The organism is Nostoc sp. TCL240-02 (genome assembly GCF_013343235.1).
In the GTDB taxonomy this organism is placed as follows: Bacteria; Cyanobacteriota; Cyanobacteriia; order Cyanobacteriales; family Nostocaceae; genus Nostoc.
In genome coordinates, this window is the sequence record NZ_CP040094.1 from 3,419,918 (window position 1) to 3,433,170 (window position 13,253).

The 13,253-nt window shown below is 41.5% G+C and carries 14 protein-coding genes and 1 tRNA gene; 4 read left to right on the plus strand and 11 right to left on the minus strand.

Translation table 11 applies throughout. From position 1 onward, the window contains the following. Positions 1–35 precede the first annotated feature (35 nt). From FBB35_RS14580 to FBB35_RS14610, 7 genes are all read right to left on the minus strand, one after another. On the minus strand, positions 36–341 hold the full coding sequence (locus FBB35_RS14580) for an urease subunit beta (RefSeq protein WP_174710217.1): 306 nt from the start codon (positions 339–341) through the stop codon (positions 36–38). Between the two features lie 21 nt (positions 342–362). Next, the gene (gene ureA / locus FBB35_RS14585; RefSeq protein WP_174710219.1) at positions 363–665 is read right to left on the minus strand and encodes an urease subunit gamma; all 303 of its coding nucleotides are present in this window, start codon (positions 663–665) and stop codon (positions 363–365) included. A 39-nt stretch (positions 666–704) separates the two neighbouring features. Then, positions 705–1,544, minus strand: coding sequence for an urease accessory protein UreD (locus FBB35_RS14590; RefSeq protein ID WP_174710220.1), 840 nt, complete (start codon positions 1,542–1,544; stop codon positions 705–707). Positions 1,545–1,699: 155 nt separating this feature from the next. After that, complete coding sequence (locus tag FBB35_RS14595; protein ID WP_174710221.1) at positions 1,700–2,764, minus strand: tetratricopeptide repeat protein; 1,065 nt, start codon at positions 2,762–2,764, stop codon at positions 1,700–1,702. A 143-nt stretch (positions 2,765–2,907) separates the two neighbouring features. Then, a complete protein-coding gene (locus tag FBB35_RS14600; protein WP_174710223.1) occupies positions 2,908–3,636 on the minus strand; it encodes a 16S rRNA (uracil(1498)-N(3))-methyltransferase in 729 nt (242 codons plus the stop codon). 88 nt (positions 3,637–3,724) lie between these two features. Then, on the minus strand, positions 3,725–5,641 hold the full coding sequence (gene sir / locus FBB35_RS14605) for a sulfite reductase, ferredoxin dependent (RefSeq protein ID WP_174710224.1): 1,917 nt from the start codon (positions 5,639–5,641) through the stop codon (positions 3,725–3,727). Between the two features lie 624 nt (positions 5,642–6,265). Then, a complete protein-coding gene (locus tag FBB35_RS14610; RefSeq protein ID WP_174710226.1) occupies positions 6,266–6,805 on the minus strand; it encodes a hypothetical protein in 540 nt (179 codons plus the stop codon). Between the two features lie 384 nt (positions 6,806–7,189). Between FBB35_RS14610 and FBB35_RS14615 the strand changes: the two genes are divergently transcribed. Beyond that, on the plus strand, positions 7,190–8,131 hold the full coding sequence (locus FBB35_RS14615; RefSeq protein ID WP_012407577.1) for an ADP-ribosylglycohydrolase family protein: 942 nt from the start codon (positions 7,190–7,192) through the stop codon (positions 8,129–8,131). A 63-nt stretch (positions 8,132–8,194) separates the two neighbouring features. Here FBB35_RS14615 and FBB35_RS14620 read toward each other — a convergent pair whose 3' ends face one another. The 4 genes from FBB35_RS14620 to FBB35_RS35475 all read right to left on the minus strand — a co-directional run bounded on the left by FBB35_RS14620 (position 8,195) and on the right by FBB35_RS35475 (position 11,076). Continuing rightward, complete coding sequence (locus tag FBB35_RS14620) at positions 8,195–9,193, minus strand: transposase (RefSeq protein ID WP_174710228.1); 999 nt, start codon at positions 9,191–9,193, stop codon at positions 8,195–8,197. 21 nt (positions 9,194–9,214) lie between these two features. Next, positions 9,215–10,066: a hypothetical protein gene (locus tag FBB35_RS14625; RefSeq protein ID WP_012407575.1), complete on the minus strand. Its 852-nt coding sequence runs from the start codon at positions 10,064–10,066 to the stop codon at positions 9,215–9,217. A 139-nt stretch (positions 10,067–10,205) separates the two neighbouring features. Further along, the gene (locus FBB35_RS14630; protein WP_174710229.1) at positions 10,206–10,865 is read right to left on the minus strand and encodes an Npun_F0813 family protein; all 660 of its coding nucleotides are present in this window, start codon (positions 10,863–10,865) and stop codon (positions 10,206–10,208) included. Positions 10,866–10,950: 85 nt separating this feature from the next. Next, the gene (locus FBB35_RS35475; protein WP_265578530.1) at positions 10,951–11,076 is read right to left on the minus strand and encodes a hypothetical protein; all 126 of its coding nucleotides are present in this window, start codon (positions 11,074–11,076) and stop codon (positions 10,951–10,953) included. A 146-nt stretch (positions 11,077–11,222) separates the two neighbouring features. Here FBB35_RS35475 and FBB35_RS14635 point away from each other — a divergent pair. The 3 genes from FBB35_RS14635 (at position 11,223) to FBB35_RS14645 (ending at position 13,216) form a co-directional block, all read left to right on the plus strand. Then, a tRNA-Arg gene (locus FBB35_RS14635) sits at positions 11,223–11,295 on the plus strand. A gap of 72 nt (positions 11,296–11,367) precedes the next feature. Further along, entirely contained in the window at positions 11,368–12,072 is a 705-nt protein-coding gene (locus tag FBB35_RS14640) for a group I intron-associated PD-(D/E)XK endonuclease (RefSeq protein ID WP_174710231.1), read from the plus strand. Between the two features lie 121 nt (positions 12,073–12,193). Beyond that, positions 12,194–13,216, plus strand: a complete 1,023-nt coding sequence (locus FBB35_RS14645) for an IS4 family transposase (protein ID WP_174708137.1) — start codon at positions 12,194–12,196, stop codon at positions 13,214–13,216. Positions 13,217–13,253: the final 37 nt, after the last annotated feature.

The window sequence follows — 13,253 nt, forward strand, 5'->3', positions numbered from 1 at the left end:
ACGCGGAGGGAAGCGCAGAGGTACGCAGAGGGTTTTTAGAGGTTTCCGTTGATTTTGGCGTTGAAGCCGTAGACTTGGCGAGTACCGACGAGGGGGACTAGAGTTATTTCTTTTTCATCGCCTGGTTCAAAGCGGACTGCGGTTCCGGCGGGGATATCGAGACGCATTCCTCTAGCTTGTTCTCTGTCAAAGTTTAAGGCGGTGTTAACTTCATAAAAGTGATAATGGGAACCTACTTGTATGGGGCGATCGCCTGTATTTGACACTTGTAATTTTATAGTTGGACGACCAAAATTTAGTTCAATTTCACCTGCTGGTGTGATAATTTCCCCAGGAATCATAATAAATTCAAACTTACAAAATTAACGAATTGGATTATGTACTGTCACTAACTTTGTGCCATCAGGAAAAGTAGCTTCAACTTGCACATCATGTACCATTTCTGGTATCCCTTCCATGACATCATCTCGCGTTAATAGTGTTGTACCATAACTCATCAATTCAGCCACAGTTTGCCCATCTCTCGCTCCTTCTAAAATGGCAGCAGAAATATAAGCAACGGCTTCAGGATAATTCAGTTTTAAACCCCTTTCTTTACGTCTTTCTGCTAATAAAGCAGCAGTAAAAATTAATAGCTTATCTTTTTCCTGCGGGGTAAGTTGCATTCTTATCTCCTCTGTGTTCTCTGTGCCTCTGCGGTTAGTTTAAACTTGCCAAACTCTTGGTATACAATTACCACGATTCAGAAAATAAACTCGCAGCAACTGCCAAACATCAATAAACCAGTTTCTCACCTCAGAAGTAGAAGAACCGCGATATCGGCACAATAATCCATTTTGTAATCGGCTAACACCCGCTTCTCCTTCTCCATTCCATAAACTTCGTGTTTTTTCGACAATTTCTGCTGAAACTGCACCACCAATCCAAACTAGACTACCTACTATTGGTTTTCCAGCCAAGCAGTGGGGACTGTGGAAAATGTCTTCGCTACCCCGTAAGCATTGCCGATCAATCCATAAAGGAACATCTTCTTGCCAAATTTCGGTGTGCGATCGCCATTCTCCAAGGTAAAATTTTTCTCCTCTAGCACTGCGACCAAACCGGGTAATTTCCCAGCCTAACCAACTGGCCCCGGTTGCTAATTCTACCCGTAAATCTTGCCGATAAATCGCGTCATTAAATAAAATTGTCTCTTGCGGCAACCACTCTAAACAAGCGCCAGCGTCAATTTGCATTTGGATGGTTTGCCTAGCTTGTAAGCCATTGCTGCGATATATCTTGCTTGCAGCAGCTGTAGTGATTAAGGCTTGGGCTTGGGGTTGGAGATGGATATTAGAGGATAAGCGATCGCCTCCCACCATTCCCCCAGCTGTATGTAAAATGACGCTATGACAAACTTTTTGCCCTTCTGGATAAAATGGGCGTTGTACCTTCAGGGGCGCTTGATGGCGATCATAAATTAACTGGGTTGCACCCTGGCGATCGGCATAGACTAAATTAAGTTTCCCATGCCAACCTTCTGCTATTTGTGAGTTACAGGTCATTTATTAAGTAAACATTAAGTTTCAGGTGAATTACATTTCATTAATTAACTCTGCCAATGTTTTACCTGCAATTTATCATTATTTGTTCGCCAACTAAAAGAAAATAAATGTATAACGCTTATTAGAGAATACATAACTAAATTACAAATTATGAATTATTTAAGAAACACCAGTCCACTATATAAATGGAAAGCTGAGTCCCAAGTAGTCTGTTCCCTGCGAAACAAATGAATATGTGACTTGATATGACCCAACATTTCTGTTTGGTCTAATGTTGTATCTGCAAATGATGTGAAATCTGACCAAATTTTAACTTGAGGTAGTTGCTGGTCAATCCAACTTGATAAACTATTCCAATTAATTCTGATTGTATTTTGGCTAGCTTGGGGAATGATTTTTAAACCTTGCTGGAATTCATAGCCGTTATCATCAAATCGAAGAATGCAACGTCTACCAGGTAGGTGTAAATCACAAAACTGGGCATAGTCTTGTGTTTGAGTTTTCCATTCCAGTTTACGGCGGGCATTGACATCTACAACTTGCTCAAAAATGGGCAATAGTCCCACTACTCTAGCTGTGACTTCTGACCAGTCAAAGGTGAGAGAACCGAGTTGATTTGTGTCATTACAGCAAACAACAGTAGCTTGTGGTGTAGATTCTTGAAAATGTTTGACTTGATAAACTTGAATTTGCTGAATTTGAGCTAGTGATGCCCAAAAGCAAGGAATATCAGCCTGCTGTAACTGTTTGCCGTAAAATTTTAGTTCTCCCACTTGTCCAGTACGGTACAACCTCCAGCCACGACTTGGCATTAATAGCCGTGCGGTATAGGGATCTAGCTGCATAATCTGGGCAAATTTTCGAGATGCGTCTGTTTTCATCTCGTTACTGAGTGGCTCTAAAACTAGTACACCAAGTTCAGTGTTATTAGGTTCAGATTTTGCTTGGGAAATGGCTCTTTGTCTTTGTTCAATCTCAATTTCTTGCAGTCGTTGCAAACCTTGACGTGCTAGCGACATTATTTTGGTATTTGTCGTATCTTGCAGCAGTTGCCGATAAACTTTGTTCGCATCCTGATGCTTTCCAGATACTTCATGCAAGCGACCAAGATAAAATTGCACCCAAGGATTGTCTGGTGATTCTATTAGCAGCTGTTTGAGTAATTTAGCAGCTGTTTGATAATCTTTATGGTCAAAGGCGATCGCAACTTGCTCAATCATCACTTATAAATACGCGCTAGAGTGATGTCTCGCGCAAAATCACTTTTGCGTGAGCTATAAATCAATACGGTTCAGAGACGCGATAAATCGCCGTCTCTACAAGTGTTTTGGTCTTATCTGAACTGTATTGAGCTATAAATCATTTATACTTCACAACTTGCAGTAATTAAGGATAATGCTACTACTGGGGCTGTAACTGCTCTCAAGATGCGACGACCAAGGGAAACAGGTTGAAATCCAGCTGACTTCGCATTCTCAATTTCTTGTGTTGTCCATCCTCCCTCTGGGCCAGTAGCAATGACAATTGTCATTTGTCCTTTGTGGTGTAAGCAATCTTTTAAATGGGGAAACTCACCACGCGCTTCACAGATATATTGCTGGCTGTTTGCAAATGACAGATGATTCATGACTAATGACAAACCCATATTAAAAGCAACAGGCTCTAAAATTGTTGGTACAAAAGAGCGTTCTGATTGTTCGGCGGCTTCCGCAGCGATGCGCCGCCAGCGTTCGAGCTTTTGAGGACTAGGATGAAGTAAGGTGCGATCGCTCAATACTGGTGCAATACAAGTTACTCCCAATTCTGTGCAACATCGCACCACTTCATCAAACCCATTACCTTTGGGTAACGCCACCATCAGCGTAATCGATACAGGTAATTCAGTTTCTACCAAAAGCGCTTCTAAAACCTGTGCTTGTTCCCCTGCTAGCTGCGCTAACCACCATTTTCCCTTACCATCCATTGCAATAAAGCGATCGCCTTCGTGCAAGCGTAACACCCGCCCCAAATAATGTTGCTGTTCTTTGGTGAGCAAAATTTGCCCTTGTTGAAATTGGGAGGGTGCGATCGCAATTCTTTGCAGTTGAGACATGGGAGTTGAGAATTTCAAGAATATCAAACCATAAATGGACACAAATAAATCCATTTGTGTCCATTTATGGTTTGGTTATTTATTCACCTTACGAAAGATTCTGGAAGTAAGCCTCTAACGCTTCAGTCACCAACTGAGTCATCGGCTTACCTTGACTTTGGGCCACGTCCTTCAATTTGCCATAAACCTCTTCTTTCAAGTTCACCCGATGGCGCGATTTGTTTGCACCATTGGCTGCTTGGGGTTCGTAGGTGGCGCTAAATTCGCGGATGGCATCAAAACCAACGCGATCGCAAAAATCACCAAAGCTTTCCTTAGATTTCCGAGATTTCTTAAAGTAAACAAAAATCGGCTCTAGGAAGGTGTCTAAATCATTATGGTGCAGTTTTTCTATGTAAGGTTGCGCTAGTCGAGTCTGATTTGGCGAACCACCTAACCATAATTGGTAAGATTCTGGGGCGCTACCGACAAAGCCCAATTCTGCTAAGTAGGGACGAGCGCAACCGTTGGGGCATCCGGTCATCCTTACCACAAAATGTTCATTTTGTAAACCAACTTTATCTAACAGAGTGCGAACCCGTTCCAAAATCCCCGGTATTGCCCGTTCTGATTCTGTAATTGCCAAGCCACAAGTAGGCAAAGCCGGACAAGCCATTGCATACCGCACTAAAGGTTCTATTTTACTGGGGTCGTCTACGACACCGTAACGGCTAAGAATGTCTTGAATAGCTTCCTTGCTACCTGGTTCGATATCGTAAAAAATCAGGTTGTGGTTGGCTGTTAGACGGATGTGTAAGTTGAACTGCTCGACAATTTCCCGCAAAGCAGTTTTCAGTTGAAACGAACCTTCATCCTTGACTCGACCATTTTCAATGGAAATTCCTAAAAATAGCTTGCCATCACCTTGTTCATTCCAGCCGAGGAAGTCGTAATATTTAAACTCTGGCAGTGGTTTGAAGGTTTCGACTGGTTTACCGAAATATTCTTCAACTTGGGTGCGGAATTTATCTACACCCCAATCGTTGATTAGATATTTTAATCTGGCGTGACGACGGTCGGTGCGATCGCCATAATCTCTCTGGGTAGCAACAATTGCTTTCACAATGTCGTAAACATCATCTTTCGTAACATAACCGATGGGGTCTGCCAACCTAGCGAAAGTTTCTTCTTTACCGTGTGTCCGCCCTAAGCCACCACCAGCAAAAATATTAAATCCTTCTAATTGTTTCTTTTTATTGGTCATTACGACCAAAGTCAGGTCTTGGGAATACAAATCCACCGAATTATCCCCTGGCACAGTCACGCAAATTTTGAACTTGCGAGGCATATAGTGAGTGCCATAAATTGGTTCTTCGTTGTCATGAATAATTGTGCCATTCCCATTGCGCTGTCGGGCTGCCTTAACCTCTGGGTATTCTTCAGCACTAATTGCTTTTTCCCCATCTAGCCAAATTTCGTAATAAGCGCCTGTCTGCGCTGACAGCAAATCAGCAATATTCTGAGCATATTCCCAAGCATACTGATACTCTGGGCGATTTTTAAAGGGGACTGGTGGTGCCATGACGTTGCGGTTGATGTCGCCGCAAGCTCCCAAAGTCGAACCCAGATTTTTGACAATTGTGGCAATTGATGCTTTAAGATTCTTCTTTAAAATACCGTGCAGTTGGAAACCTTGACGGGTAGTTGCGCGTAACGTATGGTTGCCATACTCATCAGCGATTTTATCTAAAGCCAGATACAGCTGCGGCGGTACTAAACCACCCGGATTTTTTGTCCGCAGCATAAACTGGTAATCTTTTTCCTGTCCCTTGGTGCGGTTGTCGCGGTTATCCTGCTGGTAAGAACCGTGATACTTCAAAAGCTGCACTGCATTTTCGGTAAAATGGGTAGTATCTTGAAGAATTTCAGTTGCTACAGGTTCACGCAAAAAATTACTATTTTCCTTGATTCCTTCTACTTTAGAAGGCTTACGGTTAGCGATTGGGGAAGGAGCAGATTTAACCATTAGACTTGTATAGTATTCTCAATAAAGCATTACGTAGACACCGAATCAGCACCTTTCGGCTACTTTATCCCCGGTAATCCGGCCGGAATCATGAGGAATGATTTAATTTTACCACGGCAAAAGCCGGGTTTGTCAGTGATGTAACACTTAACAAAACCAGCTTTTGGGAGTAGTGAGTTTTTAGTGCTAAGTCCTGAGTACGTGAACTACCCCACCGTAAGACGGACGGGACTTCCCAATTCATTGGAAATAGCCTCTAAAACTCCGTAGCTTTATTGGTCTGACATTCCCTCGCTCTCGCTGGAGTCCTGGTTCTCAAGACCCAAATGTTTTACCCTGAGCGAAGTCGTTCGCGCAGCGTCTCCAAGAGTTGGATTTTCTTGCAACATATACCTATTAGCTTAGTTTTCGCTTATGGCATTGATGGTCAAGACTTAACTAGATTACCAGAAAAATTGGGGAAACACTCATACATCCAATATAAGTTTATTGCATAAGTAAAAAATCAATATTGGATGCAATCGTCATCACCCGCTCACAATACCTACCAAGCTTAGGTTGAGGGTGGGGACTTCCGCTTTACGTTAAATAAAGTATGGAGTGACTAAAGACTCAATAATTTTTTTATTTGAAGCGATAGCCAAGACCACCATTTATGGTGACAGCAGAAGCATCGCTATTTTGGTAGGCACCAAGTCCGACTTTAGCGTTAGTGTAGACGAGGAAATTGCTAGCAACTTCCGATTCAACACCAGCACCTAGCACTACTGAATCTCTATTACCTATAGGAGTTGGTAAGCCATCTTTTTCTACAAAAGAATAACCACCAGTTAAATAGGCGTTAGTTCTATTAGCGATAGGCACATCCACAGAAAGTTCTGGGATGATAGCACTTGTCTTATCACTCCAGATAACATTACCACGTGCAGAAAATGGCGTAGTTCCTAATTTCACGCGGCCTGTAACATTACCACCAAATGTAGCAGCATCGTTGATACCTTGTCCGCCGCTCGTAACGCCAGATGCAACACCAGCACCAATATAACTAGCGTCAGTACCCTTTTTCGTTTCAGCAAAAGCTTGACCAGCTGATAGAACCAGAGGAGCAACTATTAAGGAAGATAATGCAGAAATTGTGACAAAAGACTTGAGTAAGCGTTTCATAGTTTTTACCAAAATTTGTAGTTTTTACTTATATATTTCCAGTCGAAAATTGGGTAATAATGTTCCAAATGTTTCCCAATTTTTATTAAATGAATGTTGCTATTGATGCATAACGTTTACAAGCTAACTATTGCTGATAGTGCTGTAATAATTACATTCAATGTCTTTTCATCCTGGTTCTTTGTTCCAAAAATAGACGCTTTTAAAACTGGCACAATATTTGGAACTAAAACTAAGTCGGAATATAGTGAATAAAATACCCAATTAACAATTTTTGCCGAGCTTTTCACAGAGGATGAAAAACTTGGCTGTAGCATTTGTTGCAACAACCTATAGAGAGAATCTATAAAGTTAATTTTGAGCAGTTATCGTGGAGATTGAATAATGCTAACCGGTGCAAAAACGTTGTCTGGCTTGATGGGTTTATGTGTCGGTGATGCGTTGGGTGTGCCAGTGGAGTTTACTAGCCGTGCTGAACGAGTAAAATCTCCAGTGACAACGATGCAAGGTTATGGCACATGGAATCAACCACCAGGAACTTGGTCAGATGATAGTTCGTTAAGCTTTTGCCTAGCAGAATGCCTTTGTAGGGGGTATTCGTTGGATGCCATAGCTAATTCCTTCTGGCGGTGGTACAAGGAGGCTTACTGGACTCCTCGCGGCGATGTCTTTGATATTGGTCAAACTACCCACACAGCAATTATGCGCCTCAAACAGGGAGTTGTTCCCCATCAGGCGGGTGGGAAGGTTGAAAATAGTAATGGCAATGGTTCATTGATGAGAATCTTGCCAATGGCTTATTGTCACCGAAACTTAACTTTAGGTGAATTGCTGGCACGGGTGCATGATGTTTCAGCGATTACCCATGCTCATGCGCGATCGCAAATGTCCTGTGGAATTTATATTAGTATTGCAGTGGCGCTCCTAGAAGGGGCTGACCCACAAACAGCTTATCTACAAGCATTGCAAGATATCCAAACAATTTATTCTGTCCGAGAATTTTTGTTAGAAAAGCCGCATTTTGGCAGAATTTTTAGTGGTGAAATTGCCAAGTTACCAGTTGAAGAGATTAATTCTGGTGGCTATGTGATTGATACCTTGGAATCGTCCCTGTGGTGTTTATTAAATAGCTCGTCTTATTCTGAGGCGGTACTGAAAGCTGTCAACTTAGGCGGAGATGCCGATACAACCGCCGCCGTCACTGGTGGTTTAGCAGGAATTTATTACGGGGTGGAAAATATTCCTCAAAAATGGATGAACCAAATTGCTCGTAGACAGGACATTATTTATTTGGCAGAGCGTTTTGCAAGGGCTGTCTACAGTTGAAGGGACTGGGGACTGGGTGGGGGGAATAACCAATGCCCAATGCCCAATACCCCATACCCAATCCTAAACCGTAGACAAAGAATAGACCTGACCATCAATCAACAGCCGTGTGATGCCCTTAGCTTGGAGATGAGTACGAGCCTTATGAAGCATTTTACTATCAGGAACTTTAATTACGCGATCGCGCTTCGTAGAAAAGCGCTTGGCGACGCGATGATTATCAAACACCGGCAGAGTTCTTTGCTGGGTTTCCAGGCTAGGAATTTGTCCCAAATCACCAAAGTCCTTGAGGGGTCGGGTAATTAATTCCGAGGAACGGTCAATTACCAAATAACAAGTTTTCGGCAAATTGGCTATCGACAGAGGTAAAACTTGAACTGATGCTTCACCTGGTCTTCTTTTTGTGACTAAAGGTCTTTCCTCATCCAGGTCATCATCATCAAAGTCTTCTTCCTCAAAGTCGTCATCCTCTAAATCATCATCTTCTAAATCATCCAAATCCTCCGATTCGTCTAGCAAATCTTCGCCCAGCATCTGCGCGATGACAGCTGCTCCTGGATGTTTATCCTTTAGCGGTGGAATAGAGATGCTGACTATTTCCGGCGGCTTTTGCTCTGGAGTTTCTAATTTCTCTGTAACTCGGAGCTTCGGTTTTTCCGCCGCCGAGGGGCGACGGCGCACCCGGCGACTCGCAGCGAGTGATTCTGCCGTTTCCTCTGAGTAAACTTCCTGCTCTACACGAATTACCCGACGTGGCTGAGGCTCAACCTTTGTCACTTCCAACGGTGGGCTTTCAATAGGTGGAACTTCTATCTCCGGCTCAGGTTGAGTCAGCAATGGTAACTGCTCGTAGCTTACCTGCGCCCTGCCTTCAGGAGTTCTCGCAGCCCGCTTTAAAGAGACTAAGTATTCATACTCATCCTCTGGCAAAGTGCTTTTGAGCAGGCGACTAATTGTCGAATTACTCACACCATAGCGTTCTGCCAAAGTTGAGGTTGTTTCGGCAGTCTCTCGATATAACTTAAGAATTTCTTGCTTGTCAGAGTCTGTTAGTTTTCTCACGGTAGATACCAAAAATCTTTACTAAGCTCGTTTACGTCCGCTGGTACGCCGCGTTCGTCTTAGTGATGCGTCATATTCTAAGACAGCGCCCATACCAAATAACACCCCACTAAACACCCAAAACACTTCTAATATCTCCCCACTTTGATAGTTGGGGCCTTGGGCGTATTTAAACCACATATCTGCAATGTAAAGCGAAAAGGCCGCCGCCGCAATCATTCGCCAAGACTGGGAAACTCTTCCCCCCCAAAAGGCTAGTAGCAGAGTGGTAGCAATAATTAACAAAACTACATCGCTAACTACGTAAAACCAATTCAAAATAGCGACTAGCAGTTCTGAGGGTGTTTCCTGTTGCATAGAAATCCACCATGCCAACAAACTACCGAACACTGCAATTGCTAACACAATTAGCCACTGCCATTTTTCCAGATTGATTCGCCTGGAAGCCACAGCTAAAATCATGCCTGCGCCAAGTAATAGATAAGTCAGTACAAAAAATATATCGCCTACAGACACATCTGGTTCATCTTTTAAAACTATTTCGGTATATCCGAAAATTATCCCCCCAACGAAATAGGAAAGCATACCTAAGCCAATTAAGAGCCAGACATTTCGCCCACTGACGATTTGTGGACTCAGCCAGTTCCTCAAGCATAAGATACTGGCACCCAAATAAGCTAAAGCTTCAAAAATATTTGTACCAATTACATACCACTCGGCCCGGCTTTCTATGCCATCGGCTCCGGGAACTTTGGCACTAAACAACAAAAAGTATAGCAGTGCTAGTACGGCCCAGCCAATATTAGCTAAGACAATGTTCTGAGTATTGAAAATGGATTTAGAAAGGAACGAATTCTCGTAAGAGTTATTCATAGGAATTGACTATGTAGATGCACTCTGGCAGTATTTTGAGTTAAAAGACTGTATATCTAGCATTGTGTCTGCCAAGTAATACACAATCGGACAGCAAAAGCAAGTGCCAGTGGCCGGAATTTTGTTAAAAATTTCCATGCTACTGCCACAGTTTACCCAGTGGCGATTGATTTAGCCAATTGATAAATAGCAATCGCTCGGCTTCTGGCATATCTTCTAGCTTATAAATCACTTGTTTGGTAAAATTAGCATTGCCAAAATATGCTTTTCCTAATCGATGCAGTTCTTGTAACAAAGTAACTACATGATTTTCTTGCCAATCAGGTATTTTGGCGGTCGGCAAAGGATTGGTAGATACCAAATATTTAACTGCTTCTAGGGAAGATGCTTGAGGAAATTGCTTCTGCTTTAATACTTCCGCAATATCTTTTTCAAATAATGCAGCTTGTTTAGCACCTAAAAACTCTTCAATGTCGATAGAAACACCCTGTAACAGCAAAATACTAGCTTGGACTAAAATCGCCATTTTGCCATGACCACCTGTGTCACTATCCAGCTGCTCTAAACGGATTTTACCCCAGACGCTAAACCGTTCGGGTTCCTCGAGCAAAACACAGGCTTTACCCCGGTTATCCGTTAATTCTCTCCATAAGGCTCTAGCTTCTTCTTCTTGACTAGCTTTGAAAACACTAATCAAGCGAAAAGTCTGCCCTTGATAATTGAGAATCGGCACCTGCTGATCCTTTTTTGGGTGCTGAATGCTTGATATTTCAACATCCTGCCGTTTGAGAATAAACATGGCACTAGCAAATAACTCCTCACAGGGGCACTCTTAATATGGAATATATAATGGCATTTGGCAGTATCGCCAAGGCTGAAATTACCTAGCATACTGTGGAAATGAGCCTAGCGATCGCCAGATTCTTCCCCAAGGTAGCCACCCAGAGGGCATTGGCGTTAACAGGCAAATAACCTCTTGGCAACTCAATATATCTAAACCAATACTCCATCTGTTTCGTTTTTAGTGTAAATTGACTAGCTAGCGACTAGCATCTTAGCCTTGCTAGTGGTAAATCTGCAATTTTTGATTGCTTCTTGCTAAGTAAAGACGATATAATAGTTTAGGTGACTCCTTCAGGAGCCATTATTTTGTTTTGGGCGCGTAGCTCAGTGGATAGAGCCACGGATTTCTAATCCGTTGGTCGCAGGTTCGAACCCTGCCGCGCTCGTTTTAACTTAATACGAACCCTAAAGAAGCCTTTTCATGGTAATTTACCAAATAGGCTTGAGAGTTCATATAAATGCACCACACAAAAGATAAAGGTGATCTAGCAGCTGCTAAAGTGATAGCAGATTTAGTCGAGAAAGAATATTCGGTTTTTGTACCAGTAGTAACTGAACATGCACCCTTTGATTTGATTGCCTACAAAAATGGCAAATGTTACAGAATTCAAGCTAAATACAGTTGTGATGGCACACTGAAAAACAAAAGCAATTGGGCAGACAAGAATGGTTGTCATGAGAAAAAGTACAAATCTGATGACTTTGATTTCTATGGCCTTTATTTGCCAGATATAAACAAAGTAGTGTATCCATCAATCACGTTTGGTGGTTGCGGTATCAGGACAACGCCACCTAAATCACCCAATCCTTTTTATTGGTGGGAAGATTTTATAGATTTAACTGAAGTAGCACTTAAGCGAACCTACAAGGAGTTTGGCGTTGACTTAACAACTAGAAAGGTTAACCCAGACTCTAGAATTCATACTAGAAAAGTTGAAAGACCATCAAAAGAAGAACTAGGAAAACTAGTTTGGGAAAAGCCAACCGCACAAATTGGGAGAGATTTTGGCGTGTCTGATAAGGCTGTAGAGAAGTGGTGTAAGGCTTATGGAATAGAAAAGCCGCCTAGAGGTTATTGGGTGAAGAAGGCTTATATAAAAGTAGAGGTAAAGTTAACAGAACCTGTAGAAAATATTAAATCATCAATAACTAATGCTTCTTAGCGATCAAATTTAGATAGTGATAGACTTAAATCCAGAAGTGTTGAATGTTAAGAAAAATCCGATAAAAATAGCCCAAAATATGGTAGTTTTGGGCTAAGGCTTAAAATATATTAGTTTGATTGTGATTATAAATTCATTTCCCAAAATTGTCAAAGATATACTGAAAAGCCTGCCAAAAAACGATTATCCAGTATTGAACAGTCGTCTGTTTTTTGAGTGCTGGCTATCCTATGCCCTGGATAACAGCTTAACAAGTATGCGAGATTTGTTTAACAGATTAAATAACAATTGTTTTGAGGTAGATATTTCTACTTTCTCTAAAGCAAATTTACATCGAAGCCAAAAACCTTTTCAAGAGATTTACCAAAAATTAAATGAATTAGTACAGAAGAAAGTTCAAAAAAAGTTACACAATAAATATGCAATTTGTCCAATAGATTCAACAATTATTACTCTCACAAGTAAATTGTTATGGGTACTAGGTCATCATCAAGTCAAGCTGTTTAGTTCCTTAAATCTCTCCACAGGAAGCCCAGAAGATAACTTCATCAATTTTGGACATGACCATGATTATAAATTTGGTTCCAAAATGATGTCTAGTCTCCCAATAAATGCTGTTGGAGTAATGGATAGGGGTTTTGCTGGATTAAAATTTATCCAAGAATTAGTACAAGAAAACAAATATTTTGTTTTGCGGATAAAAAACAATTGGAAACTAGAATTTGATGGCTCAAATGGATTGGTCAAAGTTGGTGCATCTGATGATGCTCAAGCTTATAGAGTAATTAATTTCTGTGATTTAGAGACAAAAACCGAGTTTCGCTTAGTGACTAATTTACCAGAGTCGGGAGATGCAGCTGTTCATGATGATGAAATTAGGGATATTTATCGATTACGTTGGGGAGTTGAATTGTTGTGGAAGTTTTTAAAGATGCACTTAAAACTTGACAAACTCATTACCAAAAACGTCAATGGTATTACCATACAAATTTACGTGAGCTTGATAGCCTATCTGATTTTACAGCTTTTATCTATTCCCGAACAATGGGGACATACACTATTAGATAAATTCCGCTATCTTCAATCTTGTATGTGTCAGAAAATCAGCTATGTTCATTGGTTTGAGGAGATGATGTTTTGCTGACTAATTTAAGCTTTTGAGACTTAGTGTAACTAATAAT

Excerpts from the sequence above, each read along its gene's own strand:
- FBB35_RS14580 (WP_174710217.1), bottom strand. The coding sequence starts at position 341 with ATGATTCCTGGGGAAATTATCACACCAGCAGGTGAAATTGAACTAAAT.
- ureA (WP_174710219.1), bottom strand. The coding sequence starts at position 665 with ATGCAACTTACCCCGCAGGAAAAAGATAAGCTATTAATTTTTACTGCT.
- FBB35_RS14590 (WP_174710220.1), bottom strand. The coding sequence starts at position 1,544 with ATGACCTGTAACTCACAAATAGCAGAAGGTTGGCATGGGAAACTTAAT.
- FBB35_RS14595 (WP_174710221.1), bottom strand. The coding sequence starts at position 2,764 with ATGATTGAGCAAGTTGCGATCGCCTTTGACCATAAAGATTATCAAACA.
- FBB35_RS14600 (WP_174710223.1), bottom strand. The coding sequence starts at position 3,636 with ATGTCTCAACTGCAAAGAATTGCGATCGCACCCTCCCAATTTCAACAA.
- sir (WP_174710224.1), bottom strand. The coding sequence starts at position 5,641 with ATGGTTAAATCTGCTCCTTCCCCAATCGCTAACCGTAAGCCTTCTAAA.
- FBB35_RS14610 (WP_174710226.1), bottom strand. The coding sequence starts at position 6,805 with ATGAAACGCTTACTCAAGTCTTTTGTCACAATTTCTGCATTATCTTCC.
- FBB35_RS14615 (WP_012407577.1), top strand. The coding sequence starts at position 7,190 with ATGCTAACCGGTGCAAAAACGTTGTCTGGCTTGATGGGTTTATGTGTC.
- FBB35_RS14625 (WP_012407575.1), bottom strand. The coding sequence starts at position 10,066 with ATGAATAACTCTTACGAGAATTCGTTCCTTTCTAAATCCATTTTCAAT.
- FBB35_RS14630 (WP_174710229.1), bottom strand. The coding sequence starts at position 10,865 with ATGTTTATTCTCAAACGGCAGGATGTTGAAATATCAAGCATTCAGCAC.
- FBB35_RS35475 (WP_265578530.1), bottom strand. The coding sequence starts at position 11,076 with ATGGAGTATTGGTTTAGATATATTGAGTTGCCAAGAGGTTATTTGCCT.
- FBB35_RS14640 (WP_174710231.1), top strand. The coding sequence starts at position 11,368 with ATGCACCACACAAAAGATAAAGGTGATCTAGCAGCTGCTAAAGTGATA.